This window comes from Rufibacter ruber, from assembly GCF_014138425.1.
GTDB lineage: Bacteria > Bacteroidota > Bacteroidia > Cytophagales > Hymenobacteraceae > Nibribacter > Nibribacter ruber_C.
The window spans coordinates 11,937-29,498 of the sequence record NZ_JACJIQ010000028.1 but is presented as its reverse complement, the minus strand read 5'-3'; the positions used below and the strand labels follow the sequence as shown (position 1 = coordinate 29,498).

Genomic DNA, 17,562 nt, shown 5'->3' with positions numbered 1-17,562 from the left:
AAACTTTAAAAGTGAACAAACAAAAAAGGCAGGCACACGTCATTGCCCTTTGGGGAGGGGTGGGTTTGGCTTTCCACAGATAGTAGAGTACGCATGAAAAGAAAACTAAGAATGGGCATGATTGGCGGTGGCAAAGGCGCCTTCATTGGAGCCATTCATAGAATAGCGGCCACCATGGACGGCGCCATTGAGCTGGTCTGCGGTGCCCTCAGCACCAGTCCAGACAATGCCCGGGAAAGCGGCCGAGACCTCTTTCTGCCCCAAGACCGCATCTATACCAGTTACGGGGAGATGCTGGAGAAGGAGAGCGCCCTGCCCCAGGACCAGCGCATGGACTTTGTGAGCATTGTCACGCCCAACCACGCCCACCTTGATCCCGCGCTCAAAGCCCTGGACAAAGGCTTTCACGTGGTGATAGAGAAACCCATGACCCTTACCCTGGAAGAGGCCAGGCAGCTGCAGCAGAAGGTGGAGCAGACCGGTCTGCTGCTGTTACTCACCCACACCTACGCCGGTTACCCCATGGTGAAGCAGGCGCGGCAGATGGTGCAGGCCGGTGAACTGGGCAAGATCAGAAAAGTGCTGGTAGAATACACCCAGGGCTGGCTCAGCCGTCTTTCAGAAAAAGAGGGCAACGCACAGGCCGCCTGGCGCACAGATCCGGCCAAATCTGGCAAGAGCGGCTGCATGGGCGATATTGGCACCCACGCCGCCCATTTGGCCGAGTACATTTCCGGCCAGAGAATTCAGCAGGTGTGCGCCCAGCTGAACACCGTGGTAGAAGGCCGCGCGCTGGATGATGACGGGCACGTGCTGCTTCGGTTCACTGAGGGCGCTACCGGGGTGCTCACCGCCAGCCAGGTCATGGCCGGTGAGGAGAACGGCCTCAAGATCAGAGTCTACGGCGAAGACGGCGGGCTGGAGTGGGCCCAGCAGGAACCCAACACCCTGCTGGTGAAATGGCTGGACAAACCCACGCAAATTTACCGGACCGGCACCGGCGGCCTGTCTTCCTTCGCGCAGCACAACACCCGCACGCCCGGCGGCCACCCAGAGGGATACATTGAAGCCTTTGCCAACCTGTACCGCAACTTCGCGCTCACGCTCTCAGCCCGCATAGAGGGCACCACGCCTTCGGCGGAAGCCATGGATTTCCCCTCTGTAGAAGACGGGGTGCGCGGCATGGCCTTTATTGAGACGGTGGTGGCCAGCAGCGGCAGCTCAGAGAAGTGGACAGATTTTGTGGTGTAGCCACGGCTGGGCATCACCACCAGAAGTGGTTTCTGTTTTGGGCCTGTTTTCCAGAAAACAGGCCCAAAACAGAAACTTGTATTTGAACAGATTGTAAAACAGAAAACAGATTTTTAGAAGGTGGGGCTTTCAACTTACCCACTGCCTGCGCCTTCAGTCATTTCTTTTACCCCTTATGAAAAAACTAGTCCTCCTTTTTGCCTGCTGCGCGCTGTTTGCCGCCTGTGACAGTAAATCATCAACAGAAAACGCAGAGAACTCTGAAATCAACGGGGGTGATGCCGCAGATTTAAGCGCGGCCACCCGCCAACCCTCAGACGTTGACACCAACGCCATGAACATTGGCACTGACCGCTCAGACGGGGGCGGCGGCACGGCCCTGCCAGACGCAGAGAAAGGCGCCAAGCTGATTGCACAGTCAGACTGTACCGCCTGCCACAGAAACGACCAGAAACTGGTGGGCCCCGCCTATGAGGAGGTGGCCCAGAAGTATGAGGCCAATGAGAAGAACATTGACTATCTGGCGGGTAAAATCATTGAGGGCGGCAAAGGGGTTTGGGGCGAAGTGCCTATGACGCCGCACCCGGGCGTGAGCGAAGCAGATGCCAAAGCCATGGCGCAATATGTCCTTTCCCTTAAAAAATAAATGCTCTATGCAACTGCGCAAACTTCTCCCGTTTTTATCACTGGCGGTGCTGGGCGCCTGCCAATCCTCTCAAAATACGTCTATGCCTACCGCGCAAAACAGTGCCAAAGGTGGCTGGCAGCCGCTGTTTGACGGCAAAACCACCAACGGCTGGCACAGCTACGGCAAGGCTACCATTGGCAAAGCCTGGAAAGTAGAAGACGGGGCCCTGCACCTGGATGCCGCCGCCAAGAAAGACTGGCAGACCGCTGAGGGCGGCGACATTGTCTCTGAGCAGAGCTTTGACAACTTCCACCTCAAAATGGACTGGAAGATTGCCCCTAAGGGAAACAGCGGGATCATCCTCTTTGTGCAGGACGACCCCGCCAAGTACAAATACGTGTGGCACACGGGCCCTGAAATCCAGGTGCTGGACAATGACGGCCACCCAGATGCCAAAATCCACAAGCACCGCGCCGGTGACCTCTATGACCTCATTGCCAGCAGCCCTGAGACCGTAAAGCCTGCCGGCGAATGGAACCACGTGGAGATCATTAGCCAGAACAACCAGCTCAAAGTCCTGCAAAACGGCCAGCAGGTGCTTTCAACCACTATGTGGGATGACAACTGGCGCAGCATGATTGCCGGCAGCAAGTTTGCCAAGATGGAAGGTTTTGGCGCTTTCAAGTCTGGCAAGATTGCCCTGCAAGACCACGGTGATGATGTCTGGTTCAAGAACATCATGATCAAGCGGCTGTAGCGGGCGGTAGTGCGTTTTGGGCCTGTTTTACTGAAAACAGGCCCAAAACGCACTACCTGAAAAAGAGGCGCAGAAGTCACTTCTGCGCCCTAGAGGCTTTTAGTGAGGAGTGCTCGCTTAATGAGCTGACTCCCAGCTGTTCTGGATTCCTGATGCCCCTGGCACGTCAGTTCTGAAACTGCAGGCAAGGGCATTCGGAGTTCCCCTGCAGGCTACTTCCATAGATGGAGATAGGCGAGAATGCTCCTGAAAAGCCTATTCCTGTTTTGGGCCTGTTTTGGGAAAAACAGGCCCAAAACAGGAATAACCAACAACGAGAGACCAATATTGAACCACTAACAAACAAATCATGCATTCAATTACCCGCATCAAATTATCAATCATGATGTTTCTGGAGTTCTTTATCTGGGGCGCATGGTTTGTCACGCTGGGCACCTTTCTGGGCAACAACCTGAAGGCGTCTGATCTGGAGTCAGCGAGCGTGTTTTCTACGCAGTCTTTTGGGGCCATCATTGCGCCGTTCATCATTGGGATGATTGCTGACAAATACTTCAACGCAGAACGCATTCTGGGTATTCTGCACCTGGTGGGCGCGGTCTTGATGTACCAGATGTACCAGTCAACAGAAGTGGGCACGTTCTACCCGTATGTGTTTGCCTACATGGTGGCGTACATGCCCACGCTGGCGCTGGTGAACTCAGTGTCATTCAGGCAGATGAAGAACCCGGAGAAGGAGTTCTCCACCATCAGGGTGTGGGGCACCCTGGGGTGGATTGCCGCCGGGCTTTCCATCAGCTATATCTTCCACTGGGATTCGGCCGAAGGCATTGGCCAGGGACTGCTGCGCAACACGTTCCTGATGGCGGGCGTTGCGTCTGCCATCCTGGGGGTTTACAGCTTCCTGCTCCCCAAGACGCCGCCGGTGAAAAGTGAAGGCAGCAGCTCTGTTTCTGAGATCCTGGGGCTAGACGCCATCAAGCTTTTAAAGAGCAGAGACTTCTTGATCTTCTTCCTGGCCTCAGTGCTGATCTGTATTCCGCTAGCGTTCTACTACCAGAACGCCAACCCGTTCCTCACTGATGTGGGGCTGGAGAACCCCACGGGCAAAATGACCATTGGGCAGATCTCTGAGGTGTTGTTCCTGCTGCTGCTGCCGGTGTTTTTCTCCAAATACGGCTTTAAAAAAACCATCTTGGTGGGCATGGTGGCGTGGGCGGTGCGGTATGTGCTGTTCGCTTACGGCAACGCCGGCGAGCTGTCGTTTATGCTCATCATTGGTATTGCGCTGCACGGCATCTGCTATGACTTCTTCTTTGTGTCTGGCCAGATATACACAGATGCCAGAGCCGGTGAGAAGTATAAAAGTTCGGCGCAGGGCCTGGTAACGCTGGCCACGTATGGCGTGGGCATGTTGATCGGGTTCTGGGTGGCCGGTTACATTGGGGAGTACTACCGGGGCGCTGGCGCGGAAAACCTGTGGCAGAGCATCTGGCTGGTACCGGCGGGCATAGCCGCGGTGGTGGCCCTGCTGTTCCTGCTGCTGTTCAGAGACCAGAAAACCCCTAAAGCAGAAGTGCCGGCCTTTGAACCGGAAACCGACAGATCTCCCGCCGTGACCAGCCTGCCTTAACCCCCATTGCCCTATGATGGATTCAACCAACCAAAGAAGAACCGCCCTCAAAGGCATGCTGGCCGGGGCGGCCGTGCTTACCGCCACCGGCAGCGTCTCCTGCTTTGCGGCAGATGAAAAGAAAACAACCTACGCTTTGAAAGGAAACATCAACCATTCTGTGTGCCGCTGGTGCTTTAACAACCTCTCTGTAGAGGAACTGTGTAAAGAGGCCAGGGCAATGGGGCTGGTGGGCATTGACCTGGTGGGGCCCAAAGACTGGCCGGTGCTCAAGAAGTACGGCCTGGCGTCTACCATGTGCAACGGAGCCGAGATCAGCCTCACAGAGGGCTGGAACCACCCGCAGTACCACGCCACCCTCCTGAAAAACTATTCAGACATGATCCCGCAGGTGGCCAAGGCGGGTTATAAGAACCTGATCTGCTTTAGCGGAAACCGCATGGGGCTGGATGATGAGACCGGTCTGAAGAACTGCACAGAGGGGCTGAAAAAACTGCTTCCGCTCGCCGAGAAGCACAAGGTGGTGCTGGTCATGGAGCTGCTCAACAGCAAAGTGAACCACCCAGACTACCAGTGCGACCGCACCGCCTGGGGCGTAGAACTGGCCAAACGGCTGGGCTCAGAGAACTTCAAGCTGCTCTATGACATCTACCACATGCAGGTAGACGAGGGCAACGTGATCCAGACCATCAGGGACAACCACCAGTACATTGGCCACTACCACACCGCCGGCGTACCCGGCAGGCATGAGATTGATGACTCACAGGAACTGAACTACCCGGCTATCATGCGGGCCATCAAAGACACCGGCTTTAAAGGCTATGTGGCGCAGGAGTTCATACCCACCGCCAAAGACAAGCTGGCCTCCCTTAGGCAGGCGGTCCAGATCTGTGACGTCTAAGCCCGTGGGGCAGGGCGGCACCCGTTTCTGTTTTAGGGCTGTTTTGGCCAAAACAGCCCCAAAACAGGAAAAAGAACATGTGCCAATGCGTTGAATTGACTTTTGCCTAAAAGCTTGTTTACCTTTTGGTTTTGCCAGTGAAAACGGGGAGCGAAAGGTTCTTCTATAGCGGTTTCTTGAGCAGCATACGCCCCGCTACGGTGCGCGTCAACCGCGACGTCAGGTGCTTTTGATACCCGTTTGCAGCGCAAAAGACAAATGTAAACAGGCTCCAAAAGCCTTTGTAACGCAGAGGCCGTGCCAGAAAACCAGGCGTAACGTTCTGCCGCCGCTGTAGAAGCTGGAAACGCTGCCGCTTAAGTGGCTAAGCTGTCAAGGCCTGCACTTTATAAACATGTAACTGGCATTGAAGCCAACAATTCTTCCTCCAAATTACCCATCAACTGAAATGAACAATAGAAGATCTTTTTTACAGCGGCTGGGCCTGTTAACGGCGGGGGTGGCGTTTGCGCCGTCTTTGCTCACCTCCTGTGAGGCAGCGGGCCGGAAAACAGAGACAGCGGCCGGGGCTACCGCTGAGGCGGCCGGGGCAGAGAATCCCACATCGGCCAAGGCCGAAATCAAGGACATCGGAATCCAGTTGTACACCATGCGCCAACTGCTGCCCAAAGATGTGAAAGGGGTGATTGCCCGGGTGGCGCAGGCGGGCTACAATGACGTGGAAACCTATGGCTACGCCCCAGACAGCGGCTACTGGAAGCTGTCGCCCAAGGCGTTCAGAGAGGTGCTGGACGCCAATAACCTGACCTCAAGCAGCGGGCACTATGAGTTTGGCCAGTACATGAAAGACGGCAACACAGATGTGGTGAAACGCTACATTGAGGCCGGTAAAGCCGTGGGGCAAACGTACATCACTGTTCCGTGGCTGGATGCAGAGGTACGCACCAAGCTGGATGACTACAAACGCATTGCCAACCTCATGAACGTGGCAGCGCAGCTTTGCCAGGACGCCGGTTTAAAGCTGGCGTACCACAACCATGACTTCGAGTTTCAGAAATATGGCAACACCACCGGCTATGAGGTGCTGCTGCAAGAGACAGATCCGGGGCTGGTGAGCTTTGAGGCTGACCTTTACTGGGTAGTCAGGGCGGGCCTGAAGCCGGTTGATTTGTTCAGGCAGCACCAGGGCCGCTTTGTGATGTGGCACGTGAAGGACATGAACAAGCAAGCACCTGAACTGAACACAGAAGTGGGCAGCGGCAGCATCAACTATCAGGAGATCTTCAGGCAGGCCAAACTGTCTGGGGTGGAACGCATTTTTGTGGAGCAGGAGAACTTTGCCGCCGCCATGGACCCGTACAAGAGCATCAGGCAGAGCCGGGATTACGTGAAGAATACGCTGCTGGCCTAGAGTAGAGATAGTAAACTGAGGGCATGCAGTCAAAGAACTGCAGGTCATAAATCAATCGGCCGTTTTTGGCCTGTTTTTCTGAAAACAGGCCAAAAACGGCCGATTGATTTGTGGCAGGAAAGATGCTCCCTTTCTGCTTAGTAGCCTCTGATCACTTTAGCAGTGTAGACCTTGCCGGCGGTCATCAACCTGATGAGGAAGACCCGCCCCTGTAGTGGTTGGGTAGCAATGTCAAACTGGTGTTCTTTCTGACCCTCCAGTCTGCCGCTGTAAACCTGTTGTACCTTTCTTCCATAGAGATCATACACTGCCAGTTCTGCGGCGGGGTCTGTGTGCCACAGGCTGAAACGGATGGTGAGGCGCTCCCCAAAAAACGGGTTAGGAAAGGCGGCCAGGGCAGAGGAGAAGACCCCGCTTTCTTCTCTGGAGGCTGTGAGGGTGCTGCTGGTAATATTTGACAGGGTGCTCTCATTGTGGAAACGGTCCAGGGCCGTAACAGCATAGTAATAGTTTCTGGTGACGTCTGGCACCTTGTCTTTGAAGCCCACCGCACTGGTGTTGGTGATGGCAATGAGATGGTCAGTGGTGGTGAGATCAATCGCTGGGCTTTCTGAGCGGTAAACGGCATACTGTTTCACCTTGTCCAGCTCATTAGACACCGCTGCGGGTGTCGCCCAGGAAAGGGCCACTGAGTCTGTGTCAAACCTTTGTGCCGTGAGAGCGGTTGGGGCAGCCGGAGGGGTGGCGTCCCGCCACGGCATGTTGGGTAGCAAGGCTGGTTTTTTATATAAAAAGAGCCGCAACGAGTCTCTCATGCCCAGTTTGCTGGAGCTGCGCAAACTGCTGGTATTGTAAATGGCCTGCCCGTACACATTTGCCAGTTGCCGGTTCATGCGCACCTGGTTAGGGATCTGCTGGGGATCTGCCCAACTGGTTCCCTGTGCCGGGTCATTCACTTTGTAGCCAGCCAGGCCAATGTAGATGTGCCTGCCAAAGGCATTGTTGTTCCACCACGGCACCACCACCCCGTAATTCGCCCCCGGCTGACCAATGTACCAGTACACCTGCGGTGCCAGGTAGTCAATCCAGCCTTCCTGCAGCCATTTACGGGAATCTGCATACAACGCAGAATAGTGCTGCAACCCAGAGGTATTGGTACCTATGGCCGGGTCAGTACTGTTGCGGTAAATGCCAGAGGGCGAAATCCCGAATTTCACCCAGGGCTTCAGATCATTGATGGTATCATGCACCCGCTTTACCAGAAGATTCACATTGTCCCGGCGCCAGTCTGCCTGGTTGGTGAACCCGCGCGGGTGGGCGGTGAAGGTAGCATTATCGTCAAACGTAGCGTTGGGGTAGAAGTAGTCATCAAAGTGGATTCCGTCTACATCATAGCGTTTGATGATGTCGGCAATGACGGCCATGATGTAGTTGCGCACCGCAGGGAGGCCGGGGTCCAGGGTACGAAGAGACCCAGAGGTTATCAACCACTCCGGGTGCTGCTTGGCCACATGGCTGCCAGTAAAACTTTCCAGGTTGGCCACGTTGCCTATAGCCCGGTAGGGGTTGAGCCAGGCGTGCAGTTCCATGCCGCGTTTGTGGCTTTCTTCTATGGCAAACTGCAGCGGGTCCCAAAGCGGGGAAGGCAGCTTGCCCTGGGTGCCGGTGAGGTCTGCAGAGATGGGCTCCAGTTGGCTCAGGTAAAGTGCATCAGACTGGCTCCTGACCTGTAAGAAGATGGCATTGATGCCAGTGGCTTTGTGTTCATCTAGAATGGTTTTTAAAGCAGCCTGCTGCTGGGCAGGCGTCTGCGACTTGTTGGGCCAGTCAATGTTTGAGTAGGTGGCAATCCAGGCGCCTCTGAACTCCCGCTTGGGTGACTGGGCCAGGCTGAGCAGGGGCAGGAGGAGAAGCAGGGGGAGATAGGGTAGGATTTTTCTCATACGCAGTGGGGGTAAATGGTAACGTGTTGGTTTTCTGCAGGAAGATGGAGATTTTCCTGAGCATTTTCAAAAAGAATTAATAAGTAAGGATAGAAAAACTGTCAAACTGCTTCTAATGCACAGGAACCACAGAATGCTGGGCGCGTACTCCTGATCAAAGACTTACCGTTGAATCAAGATCTATGAGACTAGCAGGAAATACCGTTTTAGTAACCGGAGGCGCCTCCGGGATTGGGTTAGCCATTGCTGAACGCTTCTTAAAAGCCGGAAGCACCGTGATCATCTGCGGCCGCCGTGCTGATAAATTGAATGAGGCGAAGCAGCAGCATCCGGCCCTGCACACCATTGTCTGTGATGTGGCCAAAGAAAGTGACCGTATTGCCCTAATGGAGTGGACCACCAAAGAATTTCCTGCCCTGAACGTGCTGGTGAACAACGCCGGTATTCAGCGCCGCATCAACCCGGTGGAGCAGCAGGAGGCGTGGGGCGAGACGCAGCAGGAGCTGTTGATAAATGTAGAAGCACCCATTCACCTGTGCCACCTGTTTATTCCGCACCTGCGGCGGCAGGAGAAGGCGGCAATTATCAATGTGACCTCTGGGCTGGCCTTTACACCCGCTGCCTTCGCGCCGGTGTACTGCGCCACCAAAGCGGCGCTGCACTCCTACACCATGTCTTTGCGGTTTCTGCTGTCTAAGACTTCTGTGGAAGTGGTGGAGCTAGTGCCGCCTGCGGTCAACACAGATTTGGGCGGAGTGGGGTTGCATACGTTTGGCGTACCCCTCAATGAATTCGCAGACTCGGTGATGCAACGCATAGATACTGGCGAATTGGAGGTAGGGTTTGGTTCTTCAGAGGAAAGGCGCAAAGCCTCCAGAGAGGAGAATGATGCCTTTGCAGCGCAGATGAACGCCAGAATGTTGGGCAACTCGTAGTTTTCTGTTTTCGGGCTGTTTTCCAGAAAACAGCCCGAAAACAGAAAGTAGGTTCTTTTCTTAGAGTACGCCGTTTTGCTCTATCTACGGTTTTCCTGAATAAAAAAGCCCCTGTTACAATGGTAGCAGGGGCTTTTGAGTATGTGTCTGGTTTTAAGTTTTGCGCAGGAGTTTGTACCAATCACTTCTCATGCGAGAACAGCCACGGCAGCAGCGCCGGTTCGGCAAAGGTGGCGTCCCAGCTGTTGTGGTTGGCGTTGGGGTACACGGTGTGCTTGACCTCTTTGGCGCCAATTTCCTGCAGTTTGGTGACCACTCTGGCTGATAGATGCGGCTCCACAATATCATCCTTGCCTCCGTGGAAGACCCAGAGCGGCACTTTCTTGTACTTCTTGGCGTTGCCTACGTTGTCTCCGCCGCAGATCACAAAGGCGGCGGCAAACCGCTTAGGCTCCCGCCGAAGCAATTCAAACGTGCCCATGCCGCCCATGGAAAGGCCACCCACGTACATTCTGTCTTTGTCAACAAACTTTTGGACGCGGGTTTGCTTTACCAGGTTTTGCAGGAGCCGCATGGGCGGCATAGGGTCGCAGCCGGTGAGAAAGTTGAAGTGGCGCTTGCCGCCCGGCTCGGTGACAATGTTCACGTTTGACCAGTAGCTGTCTTTGGGGCACTGCGGAAAGATGACAATGGCCGGAAACTGCTCCCGGATACTATCCCGCAAAAACAGCTTTCCGCCGTGCGCCAACTGTGATTCATTGTTGCTGCCCCGCTCCCCCGCGCCATGCAGGAAGAAGAGCACCGGGTACTTTTTGTTGGCGTCAAAGTTTTTGGGGTACAGAATGCGGTAGTGGAGGGTGTCTGTTCCAGAGACAAACTGCTTGTATTCATATAGCGCTAACTCCTGGGCCTGGGCTGATGAAAAAGCCAGCAACAGGAAAAGTAGCCAGAGAACTCTGTTTTTGAACGCCTGCATGTTCATGGGTTTTGGGAGAAGGATAGTCTTTAAAGGAAATAGAAATGCGTTTTTGGGCTGTTTTTACAAAAACAGCCCAAAAACGCAAAGTTCAACTTATTTAACTAACGTAAAGGGAGCCGCCTGCACGTCACGGGAGTTGGTGCCCACGTACACCTTGAAGTCACCCGGCTCGGCCACGTAGTTCATGTTGATGTCATGGAACTTTAGGTCTTCTTCAGACAAGGTAAAGGTGACGGTTTGGGTTTCGCCTTTCTTGAGGAAAATCTTCTTGAAGTGCTTCAACTCTTTCACCGGTCTGGAAACGGAGCCTATCAAGTCCTGCACGTACAGCTGCACCACTTCTTCGCCGTCAAAGTTGCCGGTGTTTTTCACCTGCACACTTACGGTTAAGTTACCGCCGGCTTTCATGGTGCTGCTGCTCAGGGTTGGGGCCGTGTACGAAAAACTGGTGTAGCTCAAGCCAAAACCAAACGGGTACAGCGGCTCATTGGGCACGTCTAAGTAACGCGATTTGTATTTGTCCAGCAGCTGACCTGCATACGGGCGGCCCGTGGCTTTGTGGCTGTAATAGATAGGCAACTGCCCCACAGATACCGGGAAGGTGGCGGTGATTTTACCAGACGGGTTATAATTCCCGAAGAGAACATCAGCAATGGCGTTACCCCCCTCCGTACCGGCAAACCAGGTTTCCAGCATGGCATCAGCGTTGTCATTTTCCCACTCCAGGGCTAAGGGCCGGCCGTTCATCAGCACCACTACCAGCGGCTTGCCCGTGGCTTTGAGGGCTTTCAAGAGATCTAACTGGTGACCAGGCAAGGTAATGTCAGCGCGGCTGGAAGCCTCACCGGTCATGCCTTGTGACTCGCCTACCACGGCTACCACTACCTCTGCTTTTTTTGCTACCTGCACGGCTTCGCGTATCATTTCCTGGGGCGAGCGTGGGTCAATCTCCAGCATGCCGCCGTGGGCGTTCAGGCGTTTGAGCATGAGGGTGTCGCTGGCAATGTTCGCGCCTTTGGCGTAGGTGATTTTTACGTTAGGGGCTACGTTTCTGATTCCCTGCTCTACGCTGATGGCCTGCTTGTAGTCGCCGGCACCGTTCCAGTTACCCAGCTGGTCAATCTGGCTTTTTACCAATGGGCCCACCAACGCAATAGAGCCGGTTTTCTTAAGCGGGAGCGTCTGGTTCTGGTTTTTCAGGAGCACCAGCGTGCGGCGGGCAATGTCACGGGCGGCGTCACGGTACTCTTTTTTGAGCAGGGTTTCCTTGGCCCGCTGCTCGTTGGCGTAGCGGTACGGGTCTTCAAACAAGCCCAGCTTGTACTTGCCCTCCAGAATACGGCGGCAGGCCACGTTGATCTGTTCTTCGGTTACCTTCCCGTCCTTCACCAGCTGGTTCAGGTGCTGCAGGAACACCTCGCCCACCATATCCATGTCAATACCGGCATCCAGGGCTACTTTGGCTACCTCATACTCGTTTTTGCCCATGCCATGCGGAATGAGTTCGTTAATAGCAGTATAGTCTGTCACTACTAAGCCGTCAAAACCCCACTGCTTGCGCAGCAAATCAGTCATGAGCCATTTGTTGCCGGTGGCGGGTACGCCGTTGATATCATTGAACGAAGACATCACGCTGGCGGCGCCTGCATCCAGGGCAGCTTTGTAGGGCGGTAAATACTCGTCAAACATGCGGCGGTCGCTCATGTCTGTGGTGTTGTAATCACGACCCGCTTCGGCGGCGCCGTACAAGGCAAAATGCTTCACGCAGGCCATGACCGTGTTGTAGGCTGCCAGATCAGCGCCCTGATACCCGTGTACCATGGCTTTGGCAATCTGGGAGGTGAGATATGTGTCTTCACCGGAGCCCTCAGAAATACGGCCCCAGCGGGCGTCACGGGCAATGTCTACCATGGGCGATAACACCCAGTTCAGGCCGTCGGCCGAAGCCTCGTCAGCTGAGATACGGGCACTGCGCTCAATGGCGGCCAAATCCCAGCTGGCGGCCAGGCCAATGGGCATAGGGAAGATGGTGCGGTGGCCATGTATCACATCATACCCAAACAGCAGCGGAATCTTGAGGCGCGATTGGCTGATGGCTTTCTCCTGCAGTTTGCGCACGGCAATGGGGGTGAAGGTATTGAACACGCCGCCCACCAGGCCTTTGGTGATTTTCTCGTCTACGTTCTCGCTTACCACGGGGCCGGTTACGGTAAAACCCACCGACACCAGGTTCAGCTGCCCAATCTTCTCCTCCAGTGTCATTTTAGCCATGAGGTCATCAATGAATTTCTTCATTTTGGCATCTTGCGGCTTGCCGGTATTGGTAGGGGTGCTGGTTTCGGGTTGGGGTTTCCCGGTTTCAGTGGCTATGGCCGTTGGTTTCTGCGGATTCATCTGCGTGCAGCTTCCGCTTAAAAGCAAAACCAGGACAAGGGTGGTCACATTTCTCATTTTCATGCGTGTTTTGTAATGGGTAATCTTTAAGCTAGGGGTGTTTGACGAGGGTGGCCCTTTCTGTTGTAGCTAAGGCTGCCTTCTCTGTTTTGGGCCTGTTTTCTGAAAAACAGGCCCAAAACGCAACGTTATTTTGACTCAATAACAGCGCTTCTCTCAGAGATGCCGTTCTCGTTGATAGACTCTATCTGAAAGTAGTAGGGCAGGTCTTTGTCCATGCCTTTGAAGTAGTACTCGCCGCTGCCGTGCACCATAATGGCATTGTAGAGCTTGTCTGGCGCAATGCCCACGTAAATGTTGTAGGCATACGCGTCTGGCGACTGTGACCACTTGAGCCAGGCGCTGCGCTTGTCTTTCTCAGTGCGCAACACCACCAGGTTGTTCACTGGCTTAGGCTTGGCGCCCGTGCCGTTGCCGAACACCCTGAACCCGCTGATGGCAAACTTGCCGGTGGGCATATGAATGTTCTCCAGCTTAAGGTAGCGGGTTTTCACAGCCTGGGGCAGCTCTATGTAGTCATGCGGTACATCTGTCTTGTTCTGGCTTTTGTCTACCAGCATTTTCCACTTTTTACCGTCTGTAGAGTGGTAGATTTTGTATTGGTGGTAGGTGTTGGTTTGTTTGCCCAGAAACTCAGCGTCCTGGTCGGCGTAGTTGAGTTGGATGGCTCTCACGGTGCTCAAAGCGCCTAAATCCGTCTGAATCCATTCTCCTTTTTCTCCGGTGGCGGCGCTCCAGTAGGTTTTAATGCTTTCGTCTACCGCGTAGTTGGGTGCGTAAGCCGCCAGGGTGGAAGATACGGTCACCGGCTTGTTGTAGTTGAGGAGCATCCAGCCGGTGAAGCGGCTTTTGAGGTGGTCAGCGGGGCCATTGGGCAGGTAGTGCGGGTAATCCCCGAAGGTGGCATTGCTGTACAGCACCCCGTCTTTGTCAAACCCGGCGGGCCACACGCCCAGCCGCCGCTCAAAGTTGTTCTTCACCGAGATGACCATGGTAGACACGTGCCACCAGTTGTTCCATTGATCCTGAAAGGTGTTGCCGTGCCCGGCACCTCTTGCAAAGCCACCGGGCTTGTAGGCAAACGGGTTGTGCGGCTGCGGTTTGAACGGCCCCAATGGGTGGTCGCTTACCTGCACGCCATCGGCGTAGCCGCTGAACTCAGTGCCGGGCGCACCATACTGCAGGTAGTATTTGCCGTTGTGCTTGGTCACCCAGGCACCTTCCATGAACGGGTCCAGAAAGGTGTTGTCTAAGTACTCGCCAAAGCGCTGCCAGCCAAACTTTTCATGGTTCAGGTGAATGAGCTCTTTCTTCTCACCCTTAGGTTTAAAGGTCTTGCGGTCTATCTCAATGCCGTAGAGCGGGTGCACGTTGCTGCTGCCCCAGTAGAGGTACAGGCGGCCGTCGTCATCCAGGAAAAACGCCGGGTCCCAGGCACCTACCTCAAACGGCTCCACGGCTTCCTTCCACTCGTTGCCTTTGGGGTTGGTGCTCATCCAGAGCGGAAAATTTTTCTCATGCGTAGACCCGAAAACCAACATGGTGTCACCCATCACAAACACGGCGGGCGCACAGAGGTCATCATAGACCTTGTGGTGCGGCTTCAGGAACGACTTAGAGACAAAATTCCAGTGGTACAAATCACTGCTCCACCAGTAGCCCCACTGGTTGGTGGAGAAAAGGTAGTAGTCGCCTTTGTAATTCACAATGACCGGGTCTGCGGTGGCGCGGTGCTTCCCAGACTGGGTGAAGTCAGGGATGGGCGTGTAGCCGTAGTCCAGGTTCATGGGGTTGCAGTAGGTTTGCTGCTGTTGCTGCGCCTGTGCTCCAAGCCCTATGAGAAGGAAGAAAAGGAAAAACGTCTTTCTCATTTACTTGCCTCCCCCTGGATTTTGTCGCTTTTGAAGTTCAGCTTCTTCAGGCCGTTCTGCACATCCGGGTTCGCCATGAAGAGCTTCCAGAGCAGACCGGTGCGGTAGTTCTCAATCATGACAATGATAGGGCCCTGGTCAATGGCCAGGTAAGAATTGGCGTACCAGTTGTGGTGCTCACTGAAAGCATCTACAAAGCCGTACTCACCCCAGATTTTATCACCCAGGTTGTTGTAGAAATGCTTGAGCGCCTGCATGGAATATTCTGGCGTGTAAGGGAACGCTGACAACGCAGCGGTGGGGGTTATGACGCCTAAGTCCTCAGTAGGGGAGTGGGCGGCGTAGCCCCGGTGGCTGTCTGAGGCGGTGAGGCCCCAGCTGTTGGCGCTGTAGCCTTTGTATTTTTTGGGATTGTCCAGGCAATAGGCACGGTTGATGAGGGTGTGGTTTTTGTTCTGCTCCCAGTAGTCTGCGTAATTGTCTTTTAAACCGCGGGGGTCAAGGCCCAGGAACGAGTAGTGCGAGAAGAACAGAGGCCCGCCGTAGTCAAAGCCCAGCGGCAGCTTTATGTTGTAGTACTCCCGGTCATTCCGGAAGTGGTTGCTGGTGGCGTAGCCTTGGTGGTACACCTGCGGAGAAATGGAATAGCGTGGCGATGCAGCGGCCAATACATAGGTAATCAGGCATTCGTTCCAGCCTCTGATCTGGTGGTTCATGCTCCAGCCGTTGTTGGGGCTCCAGTGCCAGTACAGCACATTTTGCCCACCCTGGGTGTGCCAGTTCCACTCAATGCCATCCCAGAGCCCCTGAATTTTGTTGCGGAGCTGGTTTTCTATGGGGTTGTTCTGGGTGAAATACTGTTTAGAAGTCAGTAACCCCTGGAACAGGAAAGAGGTCTCCACCAGGTCTCCGCCATCATCTTTGGGGCTAAACCGAATCACTTTGCCCGTGGCACCATTGAGCCAATGCGGGAATACGCCATGGAACATGTCTGCCTTTTGCAGGAAGTTCACAATTTTGAGGGTGCGCTCTGCAGCCTGTTGACGGGTAATCCAGCCGCGTTCTGCGGCTACAATAATGGCCATCACGCCAAAGCCGGTGCCGCCGGTGGTTACTACTTCATTGCCGTAGTCAAAGGAGGTATTGCTGCGCTCGCGCGCCATGCCACTTACGGGGTGGCCAAAGTCCCAGAAGTATTTAAAGGTCTGCTTCTGCACCAGGTCCAGCAGTTGTTCATCTGATAGATTCTGGGGTCTGGAAACGGTGCTTTGGGCAGAATTTCTTTTTTTCTGGGCTTGTACTCCTCCAGGAAGAAATAAACAAAAAGTGAAGAAGAGGGCAGCAAGTTTCTTCATGGGCATGGCAATAGGTAGTTGTTGATGACTGGGCATGAAAGACACAATCGGGGGATAAAAAGAAGGTATAGTTGACAGGTACGTGTGTAGGGGGAGGTAGAAAAGCAGCTTTCTGTTTTCTGGCTAGTTTTGGAAAAACAACCTGAAAACAGAAAGCTGCAGTTGATTATTTCTCAGAGTTATACATAGCCTGCACCTCAGTTGCGGTTAAGGCGGAATGGAATATTCTAATCTCGTCTAAGCTTCCTTTGAAATGGTTAGCCGTTGGGAATTGATAACCGCCCCAAGGTTCATTTGCCCACATAATGCCGCCTCTTGCCTGGTTAAACCCAAACGCCAGTTTGTTTTGCACCTCAGTGTTCCCATTGAATTTAAGGCCTTTGGCCGTCTTCAGGTCACCGTCTGGCAATAAGGTAAAGTTGTCTTTCTCCATGAGTTCGCCGTTGATATACAGGAACCTTGACTTGGTGGCACTATTGAAAACAAACGTGACGTGGGCCCATTTATCTTTCAGCAGTCCAGCTACCCCACCGGTATTTGTTAAATCTTTTTCAGTTTCAATGGCTGCCCAGCCCCCGTTATCTTTGTTTTTTCCGTCACCGTTAAATACAAAGTCATTGGCACCTGTTCTGCCGTCTGCCCATTCATATTGGGCTACTACTTTAAAGAGGCCATAAGTTTTTGGAACTTCCATCCCTAAGCCATGAAAAGCACCTAGGCCCATCACAAAATGGTCTCTGTTGCCATTATCTGAATTCAACTTCATCCAGAAACTAAGGGTGAAATTGCTGGCATTCAATAATTGGCTTCCGTTGTCAATCTCTATGATAGAAGTAGACCCGTTGAAAACTGCTGCTTTGTTGGCCTGGTTTTTACGGTCTGGGCCATAGGTGATGTCAATGCTGGCCGATGGATTGTAATTCCCCACCACGGCATTGGTATTCCCGTCAAATGACCAATGGGCCACCGTGCCAGGGAGGGGCGCAGTGCCGGCGGTAGTGAAGTTCTTGCTCATGGCCGCCATTGTTTGGCCGTCAGAAGATTTAATGGCGCCAATGCTAAGTGTATAGGTTGTTCCTGCGGTTAGTGCTGCATTGGGCGCTAGCGTTACTTCCATGCCCGTAACAGTTACCATAGCCGGAACATTGGCGGTTTCACCCTGCTTTTTAAGAGTCACAACCGTATTGGTAGCGGTAGCAGCGTCTACGTTGGTTGAAAAGGTGGCCTTAATGGTGGCATCTGTTGGCACATTAGTGGCAGCCGTTGCCGTATTAAGGTTAATAGTGCCTGCCATCAAAGACTTCAACTCAAATTTAGTTGGTTCCGGTGCGCTGTCATCATCGCCGCAGGCGGTAAAACATAAAAGGACCAGTGCCGCTAGCAGGGTGCTCCAATGGTTAGATAAACGTTTCATAAGCAGGTTTTTTAATGTTTTGGAATAATAAGT

13 protein-coding genes are annotated in these 17,562 nt (G+C 53.9%); 7 read left to right on the top strand and 6 right to left on the bottom strand.

What is annotated here, in order from left to right; all coding sequences use genetic code 11:
* Positions 1-93: 93 nt before the first annotated feature.
* From FHS90_RS21275 to FHS90_RS21250, 6 genes are all read left to right on the top strand, one after another.
* Positions 94-1,251 (top strand): Gfo/Idh/MocA family protein, encoded by a 1,158-nt coding sequence (locus FHS90_RS21275; RefSeq protein WP_182514493.1) that lies wholly within the window; start codon positions 94-96, stop codon positions 1,249-1,251.
* 175 nt (positions 1,252-1,426) lie between these two features.
* Positions 1,427-1,897, top strand: coding sequence for a c-type cytochrome (locus FHS90_RS21270; RefSeq protein WP_182514492.1), 471 nt, complete (start codon positions 1,427-1,429; stop codon positions 1,895-1,897).
* A 7-nt stretch (positions 1,898-1,904) separates the two neighbouring features.
* Positions 1,905-2,636 carry a 3-keto-disaccharide hydrolase gene (locus tag FHS90_RS21265; protein ID WP_066839358.1) on the top strand — a complete coding sequence of 244 codons (732 nt, stop codon included), beginning with the start codon at positions 1,905-1,907 and terminating at the stop codon, positions 2,634-2,636.
* A 349-nt stretch (positions 2,637-2,985) separates the two neighbouring features.
* Positions 2,986-4,266, top strand: coding sequence for a nucleoside permease (locus FHS90_RS21260; protein ID WP_182514491.1), 1,281 nt, complete (start codon positions 2,986-2,988; stop codon positions 4,264-4,266).
* Between the two features lie 16 nt (positions 4,267-4,282).
* Positions 4,283-5,167, top strand: a complete 885-nt coding sequence (locus FHS90_RS21255; RefSeq protein WP_182514498.1) for a hydroxypyruvate isomerase family protein — start codon at positions 4,283-4,285, stop codon at positions 5,165-5,167.
* Positions 5,168-5,615: 448 nt separating this feature from the next.
* Positions 5,616-6,578, top strand: a complete 963-nt coding sequence (locus FHS90_RS21250; RefSeq protein ID WP_182514490.1) for a sugar phosphate isomerase/epimerase family protein — start codon at positions 5,616-5,618, stop codon at positions 6,576-6,578.
* 137 nt (positions 6,579-6,715) lie between these two features.
* On the opposite strand, the gene FHS90_RS21245 is transcribed toward FHS90_RS21250, so the two are convergent.
* On the bottom strand, positions 6,716-8,521 hold the full coding sequence (locus FHS90_RS21245; RefSeq protein ID WP_182514489.1) for a family 10 glycosylhydrolase: 1,806 nt from the start codon (positions 8,519-8,521) through the stop codon (positions 6,716-6,718).
* A 182-nt stretch (positions 8,522-8,703) separates the two neighbouring features.
* On the opposite strand from FHS90_RS21245, the gene FHS90_RS21240 reads away from it, so the two are divergent.
* The gene (locus tag FHS90_RS21240) at positions 8,704-9,456 is read left to right on the top strand and encodes an SDR family oxidoreductase (protein WP_182514488.1); all 753 of its coding nucleotides are present in this window, start codon (positions 8,704-8,706) and stop codon (positions 9,454-9,456) included.
* A gap of 181 nt (positions 9,457-9,637) precedes the next feature.
* Here FHS90_RS21240 and FHS90_RS21235 read toward each other — a convergent pair whose 3' ends face one another.
* From FHS90_RS21235 to FHS90_RS21215, 5 genes are all read right to left on the bottom strand, one after another.
* Positions 9,638-10,432, bottom strand: coding sequence for a carboxylesterase family protein (locus FHS90_RS21235; RefSeq protein WP_182514487.1), 795 nt, complete (start codon positions 10,430-10,432; stop codon positions 9,638-9,640).
* Positions 10,433-10,528: 96 nt separating this feature from the next.
* A complete protein-coding gene (gene bglX, locus FHS90_RS21230) occupies positions 10,529-12,892 on the bottom strand; it encodes a beta-glucosidase BglX (RefSeq protein ID WP_246387309.1) in 2,364 nt (787 codons plus the stop codon).
* 125 nt (positions 12,893-13,017) lie between these two features.
* Entirely contained in the window at positions 13,018-14,760 is a 1,743-nt protein-coding gene (locus FHS90_RS21225) for a family 43 glycosylhydrolase (protein ID WP_182514486.1), read from the bottom strand.
* Positions 14,757-16,115: a glucoamylase family protein gene (locus FHS90_RS21220; protein WP_182514485.1), complete on the bottom strand. Its 1,359-nt coding sequence runs from the start codon at positions 16,113-16,115 to the stop codon at positions 14,757-14,759. Before FHS90_RS21220 ends, FHS90_RS21225 begins: the two co-directional genes overlap by 4 nt.
* 166 nt (positions 16,116-16,281) lie before the next feature.
* Positions 16,282-17,529, bottom strand: a complete 1,248-nt coding sequence (locus tag FHS90_RS21215; RefSeq protein ID WP_066831785.1) for a LamG-like jellyroll fold domain-containing protein — start codon at positions 17,527-17,529, stop codon at positions 16,282-16,284.
* Positions 17,530-17,562: the final 33 nt, after the last annotated feature.

What these genes read in the sequence shown, in the direction of transcription:
- FHS90_RS21235 (WP_182514487.1), bottom strand. Translation starts at nt 10,432, where the DNA reads ATGCAGGCGTTCAAAAACAGAGTTCTCTGGCTACTTTTCCTGTTGCTG.
- FHS90_RS21250 (WP_182514490.1), top strand. Translation starts at nt 5,616, where the DNA reads ATGAACAATAGAAGATCTTTTTTACAGCGGCTGGGCCTGTTAACGGCG.
- FHS90_RS21275 (WP_182514493.1), top strand. Translation starts at nt 94, where the DNA reads ATGAAAAGAAAACTAAGAATGGGCATGATTGGCGGTGGCAAAGGCGCC.
- FHS90_RS21240 (WP_182514488.1), top strand. Translation starts at nt 8,704, where the DNA reads ATGAGACTAGCAGGAAATACCGTTTTAGTAACCGGAGGCGCCTCCGGG.
- bglX (WP_246387309.1), bottom strand. Translation starts at nt 12,892, where the DNA reads ATGAAAATGAGAAATGTGACCACCCTTGTCCTGGTTTTGCTTTTAAGC.
- FHS90_RS21270 (WP_182514492.1), top strand. Translation starts at nt 1,427, where the DNA reads ATGAAAAAACTAGTCCTCCTTTTTGCCTGCTGCGCGCTGTTTGCCGCC.
- FHS90_RS21255 (WP_182514498.1), top strand. Translation starts at nt 4,283, where the DNA reads ATGGATTCAACCAACCAAAGAAGAACCGCCCTCAAAGGCATGCTGGCC.
- FHS90_RS21260 (WP_182514491.1), top strand. Translation starts at nt 2,986, where the DNA reads ATGCATTCAATTACCCGCATCAAATTATCAATCATGATGTTTCTGGAG.
- FHS90_RS21225 (WP_182514486.1), bottom strand. Translation starts at nt 14,760, where the DNA reads ATGAGAAAGACGTTTTTCCTTTTCTTCCTTCTCATAGGGCTTGGAGCA.
- FHS90_RS21215 (WP_066831785.1), bottom strand. Translation starts at nt 17,529, where the DNA reads ATGAAACGTTTATCTAACCATTGGAGCACCCTGCTAGCGGCACTGGTC.
- FHS90_RS21265 (WP_066839358.1), top strand. Translation starts at nt 1,905, where the DNA reads ATGCAACTGCGCAAACTTCTCCCGTTTTTATCACTGGCGGTGCTGGGC.
- FHS90_RS21220 (WP_182514485.1), bottom strand. Translation starts at nt 16,115, where the DNA reads ATGAAGAAACTTGCTGCCCTCTTCTTCACTTTTTGTTTATTTCTTCCT.
- FHS90_RS21245 (WP_182514489.1), bottom strand. Translation starts at nt 8,521, where the DNA reads ATGAGAAAAATCCTACCCTATCTCCCCCTGCTTCTCCTCCTGCCCCTG.